Consider the following 19,059-nt stretch of genomic DNA (forward strand, 5'->3'; position numbering starts at 1 on the left):
TATAAAAATAATTATATAGGCTTGAATAGTTGTCCTAAAAAACCGCACAATGCGCTTTACGCATTGTGCGGTTTTCTGTAAATTGACGAAGTTTCTAAATTTCCCGTACTATTCTTTCGAATTTCCGCTGATATGAATAAAAATCAAAGCGTATTGACTTCGTCACAATTGTGTTCTTTATTTAGTATTCATTCTCGTTTTACCTTCTTGGCACATATGCAAAAGTGGACAAATATCACATTTAGGATTTCGAGCTAAACAATGATAACGTCCGAAAAAAATCATCGTATGATGGGTTTTTACCCATAATTCTTTCGGGATTTTTCTCATCAAGGTTTGTTCAACTTCCATTACACTTGCATCTAGTTTACATATACGTAAACGCTTGGATACCCGTTCAACATGGGTATCAACTGCTATAGCAGGTTCACCAAAAGCATCCCCCATCACCACATTAGCTGTTTTACGGCCAACTCCTGGTAAAGAAACGAGTTCTTCACGAGTTTCAGGTACTTTTCCATCAAACTGGTCTAATAATTGAGCGGCACATGCTTTAATGTTTTTCGCCTTATTTCGGTACAAACCAATTGTTTTAATCTTTTGAATGATATCTTCTATAGGAGCTGCTGCCAGTGCTTCAGGTGTTGGATATGCGGCAAATAAAGCTGGTGTTGCTTTATTCACAGAGACATCTGTCGCTTGGGCACTTAAAATAACTGCAATCAGTAATTGAAATGGGCTCTTGTGTGTAAGCTCGCACGCAGCTTCTGGGAACATATCATACATGATCTGAATTGCTTCCATTGTTTTCTCTTTAGAAAGCATTTACCTACCTCCTACTCACTGTCTTCTGGATTAAGCCAATTATGCAGAGTAACCTTTGGAATCGGCTCATTTTGGGCACCTTGTTGTTCAATTTCTTTTTGGATCAAGGCTTGCTTTCTTCGTTTTTGGTCTTCAGCCACTTGCTCTTTCGTCGTGATGTTTTTACGTTCCCAGGCAAGTAAGATTCGATCGATATACTTTAAGCTATAAGCTTGATTCAATACTGCTTCTCTTAGTGCCAGTCTAATAAGCTCAGGTTGATAATGATCTGTTTCTAACCATTGACCAATCATTTCTAATTCAATTGGTGATAATTGACGACCGAATTCTTTTTCAAACCCTTGGTAAAGTTGCTTGATTGTTTCTTCTGATGAAAGTTCTCGTTGTTTTTGAAATTGTTTTTCTTGCAAAAGAGCAATTTTCTCAAAAATCGGCAATAAATCATACGTATCCATCATTTGACCTTGTTCGTTTTGCTTGGTTTCAATAATTAGAAAACCTCGTGAAACAAGTTGATTCATTAGTTTATAAATAACATCAATCGGTTTTCCCATCATTGAACTGATTTCAGCCAAATCCGGAAATAAATCTCCCTTTGCTTGAGATCGGAACAACTGTAACCAAAATAAAAATTCTTCATCTGTTAAACCAATTTTCTGATAGTTCTCAATGACCAAGTTGGAGACAGTCGTTTCACCGGCTTTTAAATACTCATTAATTGATAACATAACTGCTCCCTCATTTCTGTTGCTCGATAAAAATAATTATTCTTTGATTTTATAGACATCATAATAAATTGATTTCATATAGTCGATCAAATATTGCGGATTCAATGACTCACCTGTTGCATCTAAAATCAATTGATTTGGTTTTCTAGATGCTCCATATTGGTGAATATGCTCAGTTAGCCAATTTTTAATGATAGAATAGTCATCACTAGCTAAAATACCATCTACATCGATTTCTTTCCCCATCGCATGACGTAATTGCGCTGCATACATATACCCTAAAGCGTATGAAGGGAAATAACCAAAACTACCACCAGACCAGTGTACATCTTGCACAATACCTTCTAAGTCATTTTCTGGTCGAATTCCCAAGTATTCTTCATACTTATCATTCCAAATCTGTGGTAGATCATCGATCGAAACCTCTTCATTAAAAATCATTTTCTCAATTTCATAACGAATAATGATATGAAGCGGGTACGTTAAACTGTCTGCTTCAATACGAACCAAACTTGCCTTGGTTTCTTTTAATGAGTCATAAAACGTATCAAAATCAATATCGTCAAAAGTTCCCTCTGTACACTCTTTAAAAAATGGAAATTGCTTTTTCCAAAATTGTTTATTACTACCAATAATGATTTCATTAAATAACGACTGCGATTCATGAATCCCCATAGAAGCACCTGTAGCAAGTGGTGTATAATCATATTTAGGGTCAATGCTTTGCTCATAAATTCCATGACCCGCTTCATGGATCACACCAAACGTTGCCATTGAAAAATTCGTTTCATCCCAACGTGTCGTGATGCGTGCATCGTTACGATTTAACGCTAGCATAAACGGATGAACCGTATCATCTAAACGGCCTCTTGAAAAATCATAACCAAGTTGCTCTGCAATCCCCATCACAAATGTTCTTTGCTGTTCTTTTGTCACTCGTCTAGATAAAAAGTCAGTCCGCGGAACTGTTCCTTCTTTTACAACAGCATCTCTTATACTCATAATTCCAGTTTTAAGTTGGTCAAAAATTTGATCCAGTTTTTCAACAGTCAAACCAGGTTCGTATTGATTTAGCAGCACGTCATAGTTTGTTGTCTCATCTTTTTTCCAATAAGGAATAAACTCTTTTAAAAAATCAATGATTGTTTGAATTTCTTGTTTCATTTCAGTAAAATCTTTAGATTTTCTGGCCTGAAGCCAAGCAGTATGAGCATTTGTTAATGCAGTATTATAAGCCTGCATACGCTCAGCTGGGATACTGTGATTTAGTTCATATTCTTTTTTGACTTCCTTATAAACGGACAAGCCCACTTCTGACAATTCAACAGAATGAGTATCAAAATATGCCAAAGCTTCTTGAATTTTAGGGCCTACACTTCGTTCAAATGCCATCCCATATAAATACCCTGCAGCCTCTCCACGGAATTCACTACTCGCTTCCGGCATTCCAGTTTGGCTATCCCATTCTAATAAACCTAAAGCTTGTTGTAGTAATTGGATTTCTTTTACCTCTTGTAGAAATTCTTGTTCTTTCATACTGGATTCACCTACTCTTCTCTCGGTTTTCTTGGTGGTCGCTCTCCCCAATATTGGAACAAATCAGTGCGTAAAGCACCGTTATATAGCTTGCGCTTCTTAGTCGCTCTTGCTCCATAATATTGTTCAAAAGTTAAATCACTCGTTAAAATATATTTACTCCATGTTTTTAACGGACGGAAAACTTCTCCCATCTCTTTATATAATTTGCGCACAGATTCTTCTTCGCCTAAACGTTCTCCGTAAGGCGGATTTGCGACCATCACGCCATATTCTTTATCTGTTGTAAAATCACGTAACGCTAATTGTTTGAAAGTAATTGAATCACCTAATCCGATTTCTTCCGCATTTGCTTTGGCAATTTCGATCATTTTTCCATTGATATCTGACCCCATAATATCTAGTTCAATATCATAATCCGCTTTCTCATCTGCTTCTTTACGAACTTTTTCAAATACAGCCGTATCAAACCAGTCCCATGTTTCACAGACAAACTCGCGATTGAATCCTGGTGCAATATTGTGTCCAATCAAGGCTGCTTCAATACAAATCGTCCCTGATCCGCAAACTGGATCATAAAACGGACGATCTTTACGCCAATTTGTCAGCGCAACTAAAGCCGCCGCCATGTTCTCTTTTAATGGAGCGCCACCTTTTTCAATACGGTAGCCGCGTTTAAACAAACTTGGACCAGTTGTATCGATTGTTACAGTGACATGATCTTTTAAAAGAGCAACTTCTAATTGGAAAAAAGCGCCTGTTTCAGCTAAAGGTACAGTTGCCGGGCGATGATAGACTTCTCTTAAACGATTGACGATGGCTTTCTTTGTAATCGACTGACAATCAGGTGTGCTGTATAATTTAGATTTGATCGACTTTCCAGCAACCGGAAATTCTGCGTCCATCGGTAAATAATCTTCCCACGGCAACGCTTTAACTTTTTCAAACAATTCATCAAAGCTAAAGGCATCAAATTCACCAACTATAATTTTGATGCGATCCGCTGTACGCAACCATAAATTAGCTGTAGCAATCGTCTCCATCGTCCCTTCGAATAGTGCTTTACCATTCTCTACTTCACAAGGAATCCCCAAGTCTCGTAATTCTTTTCCTACTAGTGCTTCTAATCCACTTGCAGCAGTTGCCACTAGTTTAAATGTTTTTTCTTTTGTCATTATGTCTCCTCTTGTTCTCATTTTTATTAAGAACGGATTGATTATCTGTCTAAAAACTATTTTATCCCTTACTTTAAAAAAAGCCTTCACAACAAAGTTGGAAGGTCATCCTGAATAATTGTAATTTTCTGTAAGCCATGTTCTGTATCGAATGCCTCTCAGGGAAAGACACTCGATGGTCATCATCTATCTGCAGAAATGAATCTGCCTCTTCTACTCGTTCATTTCCTTTAGAAGAGCGCCCCTACCATTGTTTGGGTTGCTCGCTCGAGGGGTTTACCGCGTTCCACCAATTCCGTTTCCAAAATTGCTTCGTCACTGTGGCACTTTCAAGGGTACTTTGACATAGCCGAAACCTTAGTCATTTTTCCTGCCGTTACTCTATTACTAGAATACCTTAGCTTATGATTTCGCTAAGCACGAACACTACAGACATCTCAGCCTGTGCGAGCATGGACTTTCCTCAGCTTGAATAAATTCAAACCGCGATCACCCGAAAATTACAAAATGTTTGATTTGATCAATTAAAATTGACGTGTTTCTGAGTTATCTATTTCACGTTCATATGAATTGTGATGCATGTTGCTTTCATATGGGTTAGAGTGGCTCATACCTGAAATAGGGTTTGAAGCAGGAGTATCATCTAATTTTTTACCGAAAACTTCACGTTCTAAATTAGAAAGACGCTTCAGAATGTCAAAGTTTGTAACTGCAGCGCTCTTCGGCATTTCTTGTCCGCCACGTGGTGGCATTGCTTGTTGTACTTTAGATGCTTGATCTAATTTAGCTAAAAGACGGTTATTTTCTTCTTGTAACGTCAAAAGCTCTTTGTTATACGCTTCATAATCTTTGATTACGTTATCTAAAAATTCATCAACTTCAACTGGATCATAACCACGCATTTTTGTTTTAAATTCTTTTTGTAAAATATCTTTTGGACTGTATACTAAATTTGCCATACTTACACCTCATTGTTTTCTTTGATTAGGATAAAAGTTCATAGTTCAACAGCATTATTGTATCGGAAAATCGTCAGAAAATCAAACAGATTATCACGATTCCATCGAGTTTTGTAAATCATCCATTGTTATTAGGCGAATTTCGTAAGGAAATTTCTCAGAAAAAAGTTCAGCGTCTTTCAAAAAATACTCTGTTTTTCCTGGATATTCTTTATCATACACTAACAAGCTGGCACCTGAATGCTCCAATAAAAAGCGGGTATGCATTTTTAATTGTGCTGGTGATTTATAAGGTTGATGACTCACAGAATCAACAAAATCTGCTAAAAGTTCAATTTTCTCTAAATTTGTTCGATTTTTTTCATTCCAGTTACTACCAAAATCTTTAAATGGATAGATCAGACCTAATTTTAATTCTGGGTAATCATTTTTCAATTCAGCGACTACTTCTGCTGCCCAAATCTCAGTTCCAAGATTGCCGGAAACCAAAACCCACTCCAATCCTGTGTCTAAATAGCCCATAATTTCTTTTTTTAATACATTTTTAATAACTGTAATTTTAGGGTCATTGTCTTGAAAAGCCCCGATTTCAAAGCTTTTATAACCAGTCACATAAAGTGTTTTTACGTTTTCCATAGACATTCCTTTTCTTTCATAAAGATTTTTTGTTATAATGTTGGCTAGGAGTGTGATAGAAATGGCTTTTCATTATCCTAATGGTACTCCCTATAACAATCATGAAGCACCGAAATCAAAAAAACAAGTAAAAAACCAAAAATCAATTCAATTTGGGAAACGAGGAATGGATTTCGAAGAAGAGATCAATAAGAGCAATGCTTTTTATTTATCACGCAATATAGCTGTCGTTCACAAAAAGCCCACCCCCGTTCAAATTGTCAAAGTTGATTACCCCAGCCGTAGTGCTGCTGTAATCAAAGAAGCTTACTTTCGACAAGCTTCTACAACTGATTATAATGGTGTCTACAACGGATATTATCTTGATTTTGAAGCAAAGGAAACGAAGAATAAAACGTCATTTCCTTTAAAAAACTTCCATCAACACCAAATCGATCATATCCAGCAATGTTTGACACAAAACGGTATTTGCTTTGTTCTATTGTGGTTTTCTTCATTGAATAGATGTTTCTTTTTTAGCGGAGAAGAATTAGTAACCCATTGGTCAGAACAAGAAAATACTGGAAAAAAATCGTTGCCATTATCTATTATTGAAAGAAAAGGAATAGAGATTCAAATTGGAATTGCACCTAGGGTTCCATACTTGGATGCAGTTTGGCAACATATTCAATCAAATAAAGGAGTTGCGTTTAATGACAACTGATGAAATAGGGTCACGTGCTGCACGACATGGACATACTCCTATATCGAACAGCACTGAAAACACACCGTCTGGCGGTGGCAAAAAACCAAAGAAAAAACGGATCCTGCTAAAAATATTTTTAGGATTGATTCTGCTTGGAATCTTGGGTCTTTTAGCTGGTGTAGGACTATTCTGGTCATATGCTAAAGATGCTCCTAAACTCGAAGACGACAAACTTAGTGCTACGGTTTCTTCAAAATTATACGATGCAAATAATGAAGTTTTTGAAGAACTAGGTGCTGAAAAACGTGAAATGATCAAACCGACAGATGTACCGCAATTACTTAAAGATGCAGTTGTATCCGTCGAGGACAAACGTTTTTACAAACACAGCGGTGTTGATCCAATCCGAATTCTGGGGTCTGCATTTTCAAACTTTAAAACAGGTGGTCTTCAAGGTGGTAGTACGCTAACACAACAATTGATTAAGCTCTCTTACTTCTCAACAAAAGAGAAAGACCAAAACCTTAAGCGAAAAGCCCAGGAAGCTTGGCTTGCAATGCAGTTAGAAAAAGAAAAATCAAAAGAAGAGATTTTAACGTATTATATCAATAAGGTTTATATGGCAAATGGTTTATATGGTATGGAAACTGCTGCTCAATCCTATTTTGGAAAACCGCTATCTGAGCTGAATCTACCACAAACGGCTTTACTTGCTGGCATGCCGCAAGCGCCGAATGACTATGATCCTTATGTAAAACCAGATGTTGCTAAAGAGCGACGTGATGTTGTTTTATTTACGATGAAAGAAAATGATAAAATCACGCAAAAAGAGTATGATGAAGCTAAAGCCACTCCTATCGATGATGGTTTACAGCCTTTAAAACAATCAAATGAAAACCGCAAAATCGTTGATAACTATATTAGAGAAGTTATTGCTGAAGTAGAAAGCATGGGCAAAAACCCTTATACAGATGGTTTAGATATCCATACAAATCTTGATATGAACGCACAAAAACGTCTTTATGACATTATCAATAGCGATACTTATGTTCAATATCCTGACCAAGATTTTCAAGTAGCTTCAACTGTGATCGATGTAAAAACAGGTCAAGTCAAAGCCCAAATCGGTGGCCGAAATATTCCTGACGATGTTCAATTAGGGACTAACTCAGCCATTGAAACCGATCGTGATGTTGGTTCAACAATGAAACCCATCGCAGATTATGGTCCTGCTATCGAGAACTTGAACTATTCTACCGGACGAATCATGATGGATAAACCTACTACGTATGAAGGAACCAATATTCCTGTCACAAATGCAGACATGCAGTATTATGGTGCTCTTACGATGCGAAAAGCAATTATGTATTCTCGAAATACAACTGCTATTCAAACATTTGATGCTGTCGGAAGTGATAAATCAGCGGCTTTCCTTAAAGACTTAGGAATCGAATTCAAAGATTTCGTTGCTGCCAACGCAATCTCTAGTAACACTAGTGATTTAGGTGGCAACAAATACGGTGTTTCATCCTTAAAACTAGCTGCTGCTTATGCGGCATTTGCAAATATGGGTGTCTACAATAAGCCTTATTATGTTAACAAAGTAGTTTATCAAGATGGCTCCGAAGATGTCACTGAAACTGAAAGTAAGCGTGCTATGAAGGATTCAACTGCATATATGATGACTGATATGCTTAAAGATGTTATCAACGGAGGAACAGCCTTTAACGCTGCTGTTCCAGGCTTGATTCAAGCTGGAAAAACTGGTACTGCCAATTACACGGAAGACGACCTTGTAAAAATGGGCGCTTCTGAATCATCTAGTATTGCGCCGGATAGTACATTTGTTGGTTACACACCTCATTACGCTGTTTCAGTCTGGACAGGTTACAAGCAACGCTTAACTCCTATCCCATTTGAATATTGGGCAACAGCATCTGAAGTTTACAGAGAAATGATGACTTACCTTTCTGAAGGTACCGCTACTGATGATTGGGAAATGCCCGACTCCGTCATACGCTCTGGCAGTGAATTATATGTTAAAGGTGCTTATGAAGAACAATTATTACCTTCAAACTCTGGCTATGAAAGCTCTTCATCTTGGGAAAGTCCGATAAGTTCTGAGTCAACAATAAGCAGTTCGACCACTCCTTCGCAAACAGAATCATCGTCTGCTCAGGTTAGTGAACCACCAGTTTCGTCTACACAACAAACAGAACCGCCAATATCAACTACACCAACGGAAATTCCACAAAGCAGTGAGCAACCAGTAGAACCTTCAACAACGCCTCCTGTACAAAATAATGCAGTCAGAAGACGATCACCTTCTGGCTGACATATAAATAATGAAAGAAGCAGGGATGCGGCTCTTTTGAGTCACATCCCTGCTTCTTTCATTTAATTGACAATATAGACTTGTACTATTGATTATTTAAAGCTGCTTCAACAAAGCCTTTGATCAAATGTTGCGGTCTGTTTGGTCTAGAGATCAATTCTGGATGGAATTGGCAAGCAACAAAGAATTTTTTCTCTGGCAATTCAACAATTTCAACTAAGCGATTGTCTGGTGAAACACCTGAAAAGACTAAGCCGTTTTCTTCAAATAATTGACGGTATTTATTGTTGAACTCATAACGGTGACGATGACGTTCTTGAACTACCTCTTGTCCTTCATAAGCTGCCGCTGTAACACTACCCTTTTTAAGTTTACATGGATATAAACCTAAACGTAATGTTCCACCAAGATTTTCTACATTTTCTTGATCTGCCATCAAATCGATAATATTGTTAAGGATTTCCGGATTATTTTCAGCAGATCCAGCATCTTCCAATTTTACCACATTACGGGCAAACTCAACACAGGCCATTTGCATCCCTAGACAAATTCCTAAGAATGGTACATCATTTTCACGAGCAAAACGAATCGCTTCAATCTTTCCTTCTACTCCGCGATCACCAAACCCACCAGGTACCAAGATTCCGTCAGCATCTTTTAAAACATCTGCGACGTTTTCTTCAGTCAATGCTTGTGAATCAACCCAATCGATCATAATATCTGAATCAAAAGCAAACCCAGCATGCTTTAATGCTTCAACTACTGAAAGATAGGCATCAGGAAGCTCCACATACTTACCTACTAAAGCAATTCTGGTTGTTTTCTTCAATCCTAATACTTTTTCTTCTAACGCACGCCATTCTGTCATATCAGCAACTGGCACATCTAATTTTAGATGATCGCAAACAATTTGATCCATGTTTTGCGCCTGTAATGCTAACGGAATTGAGTAAAGCGTTTCTACGTCACGTGACTCGATAACTGCTTCTGGTGCTACATCACAAAACTGAGCCAATTTATTTTTTGTTCCTTGAGAAACTGGTAATTCTGTACGAACCACTAAAATATTTGGCTGGATACCTAAACTACGTAATTCTTTGACACTGTGTTGTGTGGGTTTAGTTTTCATTTCGCCCGCTGCTTTTAAATACGGAATCAGTGTTGTATGGATATACATCACATTGTCACTACCAACGTCGGCTTTCATTTGACGTAACGCTTCTAAAAACGGTAATGATTCAATATCCCCAACTGTTCCGCCAACTTCTGTAATAATGATATCCGCATCTGTCATAGTCGCCGCACGCATGATTTTATCTTTGATTTCATTGGTAATATGAGGTATCACTTGTACAGTTGCACCTAAGTACTCACCTTTGCGTTCTTTTCTCAATACTTCTGAATAAATCTTCCCTGTTGTTACATTGGAATATTTATTTAAGTTGATATCGATAAAACGTTCATAGTGACCTAAATCCAAGTCTGTTTCGGCACCATCATCTGTGACAAAAACTTCTCCATGTTGGTAAGGACTCATTGTTCCTGGATCCACGTTGATATATGGATCAAATTTTTGAATCGTTACTTTCAAGCCGCGATTTTTCAATAAACGCCCTAAAGATGCTGCAACAATACCCTTCCCAATCGAAGAAACTACGCCGCCTGTAACAAAGATATATTTTGTCATAATATAAAAAAACCCTTTCTGAAAATAGATTTGTAGAGATAAGTAAACAGCAAATCGTGCTTTTTATACTCATAAAAAACAAAAGCTCCCTATCCAAAATGAATAGGGAGCTGGAATTTGTTGTAAACTTCTGACCTTCTCAAAGGTGCCCAAGTAGTATAATACAAGCAAATCAATTTGAGGTCAAGTGTTTCTATTAGATGACTTTTGTTTTTTTAGTAAAGTTTTAACGCTTCGCTCATTTACTCTTTTATATAAGCGTTTTTATAAGTGCTAGTTGCACCAAAGTTATGGTATTCAATGCCTTTGACTCCTGGGCGAACCAACTGTCCTCTTGCTTGTTGGTACAGTGGAATCAGCGCAGCATCTTCTTCTACTAAAACTTTTTCAGCTGCAATCAATGCTTCCCAACGTTTTTCAGGTTCATTGGCATACTTGTTTGATGCATCATCGATCAACTGATCATACTTTTCACTACGGTAACTTGTTTTATTTTTTGAGCTTACTGAACTTTCTAAGAAAGTCATTGGGTCTTGATAATCTGGTCCCCACATGCTGACAGAAAGTTCATAATCGCCTTTTTTCATTAATTCAATTGAATTGTTCAAAGGAACTGTTTTGACATTGATTTTTAAACCAGGTAATGTTTTTTCCAATTGCCCTTGAATGAATTCAGCTACTTTCTTATCTCCATCACCATCTTTAGATAGTAATTCGATCGTTACGTCGCCATTCAATTCTTTTTTCGCTTTGTCCAAATACTCATTCGCTAGTTTTTCGTCTGTTTTGACTAGATCTCCAGCTTCTTTTCTGAAATCTTCTCCTGTTTCTGGATTGGCAACAAAGTCTTTAGGAATATAACCGTAAATATCTTTCGAACCATCTGACAAGATATTTTCTACTAAGCTTTTCTTATCAAGAGCATAAGCAACCGCTTTACGAACATTTTCATTTGCAAAGATCGATGGTTTGTCATTTCTTTTTTGATTCATTCTTAAAGAATATACTTTTGAACGTTGGATTGCTTCATAATCTGGATTGTCTTTGTTTTGTTTTGCAAAGTCGCCTGTTAAAATCGCAACGTCTAATTCACCAGATTCATAAAGATTGAATACAGTATTTGTTTCTTTTAATACTTCAAAATGGATTTTTTCCGATTTTACTTTATCAGCATCATAATAATTTGGATTTTGAACTAAATCCCATGACATTGAAGATTGATCCCAGTTTTCCATTAAGAATGGACCATTAGAGACGATGTTTTCACTAGACGTACCATATTCTTTCCCTTTTTCTGTCACAAATTTTTCATTTTGCGGGAAGAAAGGTGAAAATGCTAATAACGACGTGAAATAGGTCACGGGTTTAGCCATTTTTATCTCAAGTGTATAGTCATCTAGAGCTTTAACACCTAGTTCGTCTGCTGATTTTTCTTCATTGACGATCTCTGTCCCGTTTAAAATCGTGCCATCCATCAAGAAAAAGTAATTAGCTTGGTTTTTAGGATCTACCATCTTTTTCCATGCAAAGACAAAATCATTTGCTGTGACCTTGTCTCCGTTTGACCATTTTGCATCTTCTCTCAACTTGATCGTATATGTCTTACCATCTTCTGAAATTTCCGGCATTTCTTTTGCAACAGCCGGAATGACATTATCTTTTTCATCTAGTTGATACAATCCTTCAAAAACATTCGATTGGGCATTTACACTAGGTTCATCTTGTGTAAAAATTGTGTCCATAGACCCCACTTCTGAAGCTTCCATTAAATTCAAGACCCTTGATGATTTTTGATTAGTTGAGACTTTAGCATCTGTGCTGTCTGCTGATTTATCGCTTGTATTTCCCCCGCAAGCTGAAAGCAGTAGCATCGTTGTGATCAATGTGATGCTTTGTTTTAACCCTTTTTTCATACGTTCCACCTTTTCCTTCTCTTTTTTATTTATTACACAAGTTCCTCCATTGAAACTAACTCTTGTTTCACATCTAAGTAAGCATAAGGAAGCCCTTGGTTTTCATACTCGAATTCTCCACGCTGATTATCGATTGGATCTGCACGTAAAAATTGTTTTGGCGGATTGAAATCTGTTTGGATTTCACTATTTGCCGGCATCCTGAAAATATCGAGATTACCAAAGTAATAATTCCAACGATCTAAATCACCATTTCTACGGGCGCCCCCTCCAAATGACAAGTCAGCAAAAACCCATCCATAAGGTGATACATAAAATTGCGCCCAATCATGGCAACCTGTGTAGTATTGCGACACATATAGCCCTGATTGCCATTTTGCCGGGATATTAGCCATTCGGCATAAAGTGATAAACAAAATTGCTTGAACGCCACAGTCCCCCTTTAAATTGACAGCAGCATACTCTGAGATATTATCAATCGTAAAATATTCCCGCATAAATGAATAATTGACTTTAGTTGTAATAAAATCATAGATCTTTCGTGCTTTTTTAATTGGGTTCGTCTCGCCAGACAAAATTTCTTCAAGTAATTGTTCCAAATAAGGGGTAAAACGAATGTGCGGTAATTCTTCACTTAACTCAAATTCTGGTTGTAGTTCTGATACTTTTTCTGGATCTAGCTCTACATAATCAACTTGATTCGTATAGCTGTATTCCACTGAAAAGACTTGATCTTCTTCTAAAACCGTTTCAAAGTAAACCGTGCGTTGCGCTTGTGTTTCTGGCGCGATAAAAGTAGCTTCTGGTGTGGTTTTTATGATTTGAATGTCTGATACTTGTTTGCATTCTTTTGGTATTGGCAAGTATACTTTGACCGTTTCGCCTGGACGCTCGTATTCTTTTTTTACTTGAATACTAGTTCTCAGGTGAATCTTGACTTTTCTTCTCCCTTGTTCTTTCATTATTTGAACATTTTGGGTTAGTTCTTGTTTTCTCAAAAGATCGATTTCATTGTCTTCTTTAACAAGCAGTCTTGCTTCATAATCTGCTTGTGTCTTGATCAAATTCATTAAGAAACGTCGTTGAAAATGAACCTTACCATCAATATACAGCCAGTCTACTTTTCCGGTTTCTTTTAGTGTTATTAGTTCTTGCTCTTGATAGTCTTTAAACGTTTCTTTCATCATTTTATTTGCTTCGCTAAAATCAAACGGATACTCGTTGATTCCAACGATTCGGATAATATCTTGTTCGATTTCTAATCGTTTTCTCAATGCGTGGGGCAGTTCGTTAGACAATAAATGTTCAATCAACTTACCTGCACCCTCAAAATCACCATAATTTTTTAATTTAATTACATCTTCCGGTAACGGCACACTCATATACTTTAAATCATAATACATTTGACACGCACCTCTCTTATTTACTTAAACCCAAACCAGCTTTACCTGATAACTGAATTTCACTAGTTGCCTCTAATCCAACACCGCCAGGAATTGCGACTTCATTCAAGCCAAAAGTCGCATCTAAGTCTGCTCTTGTGATATTTTTAGTTGCTGCGGCCAAATGCGCTGCAGCAGTCACACCGATATTCGTTTCTTCCACCATACAGCCAATCATACATTCAACACCCGCTGCTTCACAAATACTATTGATTTTCAGTGCCTCATGGATACCACCGCACTTCATTAACTTGATATTCACAAAGTCAACTGCCCGCGCTTTAATCAAACGAAGAGCATCCTTTGAATTAAAACAACTCTCATCTGACATGATTGGTGTCCCAACATTAGTTGTAACATATGTCAGTCCTTCAATATCATGATATGCAACTGGCTGTTCTACTAATTCAATGCCGTATTGCGCTAAATGGTTGATCGTATTCACAGCTTCTTTCGGATTCCAGCCTTGATTGGCATCTAGACGGATGTTTATTTCACTGCCAACGGCTTCTCTGATTGTTTTGATGCGGGCAGTATCTGCAGCAAAACCTGTTCCGACTTTAACTTTTAGTGTATCAAAACCTTGTGCAACGGCTGTTTTTGCTTTTTCAGCCATTATTTCAGATGTATCGATTCCAATCGTCATATCTGTCTTAACACACGAATCAAAACCACCTAAAAGTTTATACACTGGCAGATTTGCTTTTTTTCCAAACAAATCATAACAAGCAATATCAATCGCAGTCTTCGCAGAGGGTGCTAATGCCGCTGTTGCATTCATTATGCTGTGGATTTTCTCAATGTCTAAAGGATCGACACCAATTAGTTGCTTTTCAAATAATTGAATGCACTCTGTCGTCCCTTTTAACGTTTCACCTGTAATTAAGATACCTGGTGATCCTTCGCCATATCCGTTAATTCCTTCGTCAGTTTCAATTTCGACGATTGCACTCATAGAATGCTCAATCGTTCCAAGAGAAATTGTGATCGGTTCCTTTAATCTTGCTGATTTAGGCGCCACATTTATTTTTGTTATCTTCAATTCATTTCCTCCAATGGTCATCTCTTTAATTCAACACTCATTTTCATACTACTTTCTAATCTTAATCAAAAAAATTAAATATATCCAAAGGAAATAATAACTACTCTTTTTTTAATTTTGAATTAAATTTTAGTACAATTTTTGAATTATTGGTTACAATTTTAAGTTTACTCTATGTAAATGTCAATATATTTATGAGATTATGATGTGGTTTTTTTAATTAAAATTCTAGTGCTTGTAATTTTGTAACGAATCCGAGATAATATGAATGAAAAAAGGACTATATGCAAAGGACGGCTGTAGATGGAATTTAGAAAAATCAAGAATTTACGAAAAGAAAAAAAGATTACGTTAACTGAACTAGGTGAAAAAACTGGTTATTCCGCAAGTTTCTTATCACAAATCGAACGTGGTACTAATCGTCCCTCTCTTGAAGCGTTGCGAAAAATCGCAGATTCTTTAGGTGTCACTGTTGCTTATCTTTTAGCAAATGAGGCTCCACAAGTAATACAGGATGAGGAAACGTCTGAACATGGCTATAAAGTGATTCGCAACTCTTCTGGTACGATCTATAATCCGTGGCAGACAAACTCTACTTATTATGATACGTTGTTCAATCTACCTGTACATACAAACAATATGGTCATCTCGAAAATTTATATCGATGCTCAATCATCATCCAGTGGTAAAAAAATTGCTCATAATCTTTGTGAAATCAATTACGTTCTAAAAGGTGAAGCAACGGTTGAATTGAACGACGAGGTACTTATTCTGCAAGAAGGTGATGCAATTTTTTTAGAAGCATTCACTCAACATAATATTCTCAACGCTACAGAGAATGAATTGATGCTTTTTACTCTTCAATTTTAGCTTAGCCCTTGACGCCATTGAATCACTAAGCTTGCAAACTTCGCTTTATTGAAAAAGATTCTCATTTACAAAGCATTTAAAAAAAGGTATTATATGGAAAGAACGAACTGTAAAGGAGTGCCTTTATTTCGATATATTGATTCAATTTAGGCACAGTGAACGACTAAGAAAAAGGAGTAGATACAATGACTGAAACAAATCAAGAATGGTCTGCTGAAGAGATTGAAGATATCAAGGAACAGATTCTAACTGCTCTAGAAACCGTGATCGATCCTGAACTTGGGATTGATATTGTTAATTTAGGATTGATTTACGAAGTGGAGTTTGCCCAAAATGGCGATACGGTCATCAAAATGACCTTAACAACTATGGGCTGTCCACTAGCTGATGTTCTTACTGAGCAAATTCATGAAGCCTTAAAAGAAATTCCAGAAGTAAAAAATCCAGAAGTAAAACTTGTCTGGTACCCAGCGTGGACAACTGATAAAATGTCTCGCTATGCTCGCATTGCTTTAGGGATTCGTTAAATCTGATATAACAACGCTTCTGTAGTAAAAATTAACAGTAGTTTTATAATGAAAACATAAAGCCTTCTAACTGTACCTCAGTAATCACAGTTAGAAGGCTTTTTTGTATGGCTGAAAAAAGCCCTTTATAGGAGCTTTTACCAAAGTTTAGTTTTTAGTAAAGCTAGAGGGCTTTCAGATTAAAATAATTCATGTTGTGAGCCAACACTTCTTCCCCCATATCCTTCTAGATTTGTACTTTTACTCAGGTGAATGCAAAACTAATTATAGTCATCATCTACCCCTTTAAAATGATTTCAGCTTATCACTTTGATTTTTCAGGGTTTCTTTTACTTGCTTTCCAAATTTGCCTTTAATCGAGCTACCTAAATCTCCAGTAATACTTGTCATTCCATCTTTGGTTGCAGTAAGAAATTCCTTTGCAGAGCTTTTCGCTTTTTCGCGGTTGGCATAACTTTTCTGATTTAGAGCGTTACAAACACGAATGCGGATCATCATTTTTTGCGCATTCTTCTTTAAATCTTTTAATACTTTATCTAGCATTCAATTTCTCCTTCCTTTGTCTCGTTTTCCTGCTCAATTAACTGTTGTTGCTGTTTGTGGTAATTTATTTCAAGTTGTTCTAACGATTCCTCTATTTGCGTTTGATCTGCTTTGAATACTTGTACAATTTCTTCTTTCATTTCTTCCAATACGTATAAACTTTGATTTCTAGCAGTTCTATCCTCTTCAAGATTTCTCAAATAGTAATCTGTAGATTCTGCTATTTCTTCTAGCATCTGAATCCCTTTATCTCTTTGATGATATAACTCTTCTTCTTGCTCTTCATATTGCTTTCTATTCTTTCTATATTCTATTTCTAAGTGTTCTTGCTTCACGATGTTTCTCCCGTCTTTACAGCTGAAGTTGTCTAGCCAACTCTTGATCACTTGCAATTAATTGGTTAATACTTTCTTTAATTTCATCAATTAAATGATCATAGCTCTCATTCATTTGTTTTGCTTCAGCTATTTTCTCTTCATAATAGTTTATGGGTTCATTTACAATACTTGCCTTGGGAGAACCACTTTCCACAGTTTCCATTACCTCAGAGGGGTTCAAATCCTCGCCAACGGATTCAGCTGTTTGTACACCGGTTTTCCAAAGTTCTTCTGCTTCTGAAATGGAGTCTTTCCAAACCTTGATTGTCCCTTGTAAACCAATATACATTGTTTGAGAGGCCGCTTCTAACACAATCAGTGCTTCCGAGTTATCTAAGAAAATCTCTTCATTTGAAGACAATCCACCACCGCTTGCTCTTAATTTATTAGCCAAACCAGATAAAGCTAATAACAAGATTGCCGCATTATTTTTTATTTGATTGTTTCGCACAGTTACTTTTTCTCTTGTATCACCGTTAACAATTAGCCGCCCATCACCATCAAAATCCCAATCATAAATATTATGACTAGAACCTTTTACCCATACAATAGTGCCTAGATCTTTTACTGACTTTGAATTTCGGTCATTTAACATGGTGATCCAATCACTTGCATGACGGTAATTAAGGAATAATCCAGGATTATCTCTGATAAATTTCCGTTCATCATCATTCAGTGACGTATATTGGAACCAACCGTTAAAGACTGTGGCAGGGATCTTTAGCTTTGCCCCTGCTTTTAGCATAAAAGCAGATTGAGAGTATCCTGTTAATTGTGATACTGTACAGTTTTTTGGTAGATTTTTTATGAAGTCTAATGCTGCATCATATTGGTGCGAACCTGATTCTGTGGTGCCACTTAAAGCGCCATGTAGATCTTTAGGATCACTGCTTTCTGTTGCTGCTGCGACGACTGTTACTTGGTTGTAGTCAGGTTTTCCGTTGACTATTGGCGCTACTGCCATTCCTTGGAAGCCTGTGTTGTCATCATCTTTTATTGCAACTATATATACTCTTTTACCATTTTTCATTCTAAGATTAGTATTTACTTTAGGTAGCTCAAGTTTTTCATTTACATGTTTTTCATTATCCACATTATAAACATATTGATTTAATAGATTAAAATCTTCTTCAGTAAGACTCACTTATTTACTCTCCTCCCAATTATAAATAATTTCAGCATTTGGACTCCCTTCTTTTGACTTTGTAACGCCTTGATTCCGCAATTCTTTTTGCATTATTGCTTTGGATGGGTCATTTTCTTCAATTTCTAAAACTTCAAAGTTACCATCTGTATATCCTCTAATCCATTCAGTATGACCTGCACTATAAGAAAAAATTCCATCTTTGTTATTGTTGATTGTCATAGAAGTATCAACTGAATTGGGTTTAGTAATAGCCCAACCACGCCACTCAATTTTCTTAATCCCAACATAGTTCTCTATAATATACTTTGAAGCTTCTTCTTGTACATTCTTTATTGCCATATTTCTTTCTTCCCTAATTTTCTCTTGCTCATCCATATACAATTTCCCTCCAAGCCCTAAAATTACCACTATAACTACTAAACTAATTGCTTTGATTTTCATTTTTGACAAGTTTATCTCCACCTAACCATAAGTAAATTATACATAACCAAAGAGCATGTGTAAACGTCACGAAATAACGTTAGAGTAACAAAAAAATCTATAAAAAAAGAAGTGTTCTAACCACCAGAACACTTCTTTTTCTATAAACCTGAACACGAAACAACATCCTATTTCCATAATAGACTTCCAAA

At 36.6% G+C, this 19,059-nt stretch carries 18 protein-coding genes and 1 other RNA gene; 4 read left to right on the plus strand and 15 right to left on the minus strand.

The genetic code is table 11. The annotated features are described in order from the left end of the window. Window positions 1–177: 177 nt before the first annotated feature. From nth to AC4BB7_RS09910, 7 genes are all read right to left on the minus strand, one after another. The gene (gene nth / locus AC4BB7_RS09880; RefSeq protein WP_490482907.1) at window positions 178–825 is read right to left on the minus strand and encodes an endonuclease III; all 648 of its coding nucleotides are present in this window, start codon (window positions 823–825) and stop codon (window positions 178–180) included. Window positions 826–836: 11 nt separating this feature from the next. Further along, entirely contained in the window at window positions 837–1,553 is a 717-nt protein-coding gene (locus tag AC4BB7_RS09885; protein ID WP_490482908.1) for a DnaD domain protein, read from the minus strand. Between the two features lie 36 nt (window positions 1,554–1,589). Continuing rightward, window positions 1,590–3,089 carry a carboxypeptidase M32 gene (locus AC4BB7_RS09890; protein ID WP_490482909.1) on the minus strand — a complete coding sequence of 500 codons (1,500 nt, stop codon included), beginning with the start codon at window positions 3,087–3,089 and terminating at the stop codon, window positions 1,590–1,592. A gap of 11 nt (window positions 3,090–3,100) precedes the next feature. Continuing rightward, on the minus strand, window positions 3,101–4,264 hold the full coding sequence (locus AC4BB7_RS09895; RefSeq protein WP_086313357.1) for a THUMP domain-containing class I SAM-dependent RNA methyltransferase: 1,164 nt from the start codon (window positions 4,262–4,264) through the stop codon (window positions 3,101–3,103). A 126-nt stretch (window positions 4,265–4,390) separates the two neighbouring features. Next, window positions 4,391–4,765: RNase P RNA component class B (gene rnpB, locus AC4BB7_RS09900), an RNA gene on the minus strand. Between the two features lie 23 nt (window positions 4,766–4,788). After that, on the minus strand, window positions 4,789–5,223 hold the full coding sequence (gene gpsB / locus AC4BB7_RS09905; protein ID WP_086313359.1) for a cell division regulator GpsB: 435 nt from the start codon (window positions 5,221–5,223) through the stop codon (window positions 4,789–4,791). A gap of 93 nt (window positions 5,224–5,316) precedes the next feature. Beyond that, window positions 5,317–5,859 (minus strand): SLOG family protein, encoded by a 543-nt coding sequence (locus tag AC4BB7_RS09910; RefSeq protein WP_086313361.1) that lies wholly within the window; start codon window positions 5,857–5,859, stop codon window positions 5,317–5,319. A 61-nt stretch (window positions 5,860–5,920) separates the two neighbouring features. Here AC4BB7_RS09910 and recU point away from each other — a divergent pair, with 61 nt between their 5' ends. Beyond that, a complete protein-coding gene (recU, locus tag AC4BB7_RS09915; protein WP_490482910.1) occupies window positions 5,921–6,562 on the plus strand; it encodes a Holliday junction resolvase RecU in 642 nt (213 codons plus the stop codon). After that, on the plus strand, window positions 6,552–8,879 hold the full coding sequence (locus tag AC4BB7_RS09920) for a PBP1A family penicillin-binding protein (protein WP_490482911.1): 2,328 nt from the start codon (window positions 6,552–6,554) through the stop codon (window positions 8,877–8,879). The genes recU and AC4BB7_RS09920 overlap by 11 nt, the downstream gene beginning before the upstream one ends. 85 nt (window positions 8,880–8,964) lie before the next feature. Here AC4BB7_RS09920 and pyrG read toward each other — a convergent pair whose 3' ends face one another. From pyrG to AC4BB7_RS09940, 4 genes are all read right to left on the minus strand, one after another. Then, the gene (gene pyrG / locus AC4BB7_RS09925) at window positions 8,965–10,566 is read right to left on the minus strand and encodes a CTP synthase (protein WP_086313366.1); all 1,602 of its coding nucleotides are present in this window, start codon (window positions 10,564–10,566) and stop codon (window positions 8,965–8,967) included. 242 nt (window positions 10,567–10,808) lie between these two features. Continuing rightward, on the minus strand, window positions 10,809–12,479 hold the full coding sequence (locus AC4BB7_RS09930; RefSeq protein ID WP_490482912.1) for a peptide ABC transporter substrate-binding protein: 1,671 nt from the start codon (window positions 12,477–12,479) through the stop codon (window positions 10,809–10,811). 32 nt (window positions 12,480–12,511) lie between these two features. Beyond that, on the minus strand, window positions 12,512–13,882 hold the full coding sequence (locus tag AC4BB7_RS09935; RefSeq protein ID WP_490482913.1) for a transglutaminase-like domain-containing protein: 1,371 nt from the start codon (window positions 13,880–13,882) through the stop codon (window positions 12,512–12,514). Between the two features lie 16 nt (window positions 13,883–13,898). Beyond that, window positions 13,899–14,963: a dipeptide epimerase gene (locus tag AC4BB7_RS09940; protein WP_490482914.1), complete on the minus strand. Its 1,065-nt coding sequence runs from the start codon at window positions 14,961–14,963 to the stop codon at window positions 13,899–13,901. Window positions 14,964–15,266: 303 nt separating this feature from the next. On the opposite strand from AC4BB7_RS09940, the gene AC4BB7_RS09945 reads away from it, so the two are divergent. Beyond that, window positions 15,267–15,833 (plus strand): helix-turn-helix domain-containing protein, encoded by a 567-nt coding sequence (locus tag AC4BB7_RS09945; RefSeq protein WP_086313371.1) that lies wholly within the window; start codon window positions 15,267–15,269, stop codon window positions 15,831–15,833. Between the two features lie 185 nt (window positions 15,834–16,018). After that, a complete protein-coding gene (locus AC4BB7_RS09950) occupies window positions 16,019–16,360 on the plus strand; it encodes a metal-sulfur cluster assembly factor (protein ID WP_069644547.1) in 342 nt (113 codons plus the stop codon). Between the two features lie 285 nt (window positions 16,361–16,645). Here the strand turns inward: AC4BB7_RS09950 and AC4BB7_RS09955 are convergent, their stop codons facing one another. From AC4BB7_RS09955 to AC4BB7_RS09970, 4 genes are read right to left on the minus strand one after another with little or no spacing between them, the layout of a single operon-like run. After that, window positions 16,646–16,903 (minus strand): hypothetical protein, encoded by a 258-nt coding sequence (locus tag AC4BB7_RS09955; RefSeq protein WP_490482915.1) that lies wholly within the window; start codon window positions 16,901–16,903, stop codon window positions 16,646–16,648. Further along, window positions 16,897–17,238 (minus strand): hypothetical protein, encoded by a 342-nt coding sequence (locus AC4BB7_RS09960; protein WP_086313373.1) that lies wholly within the window; start codon window positions 17,236–17,238, stop codon window positions 16,897–16,899. The genes AC4BB7_RS09955 and AC4BB7_RS09960 overlap by 7 nt, the downstream gene beginning before the upstream one ends. Window positions 17,239–17,254: 16 nt before the next feature. After that, window positions 17,255–18,424 (minus strand): hypothetical protein, encoded by a 1,170-nt coding sequence (locus tag AC4BB7_RS09965; RefSeq protein WP_490482916.1) that lies wholly within the window; start codon window positions 18,422–18,424, stop codon window positions 17,255–17,257. Further along, complete coding sequence (locus AC4BB7_RS09970) at window positions 18,425–18,877, minus strand: hypothetical protein (RefSeq protein WP_490482917.1); 453 nt, start codon at window positions 18,875–18,877, stop codon at window positions 18,425–18,427. It lies immediately after the preceding gene. Between the last annotated feature and the right edge of the window lie 182 nt (window positions 18,878–19,059).

The organism is Enterococcus sp. AAFC-DPL-5182, assembly GCF_058216605.1.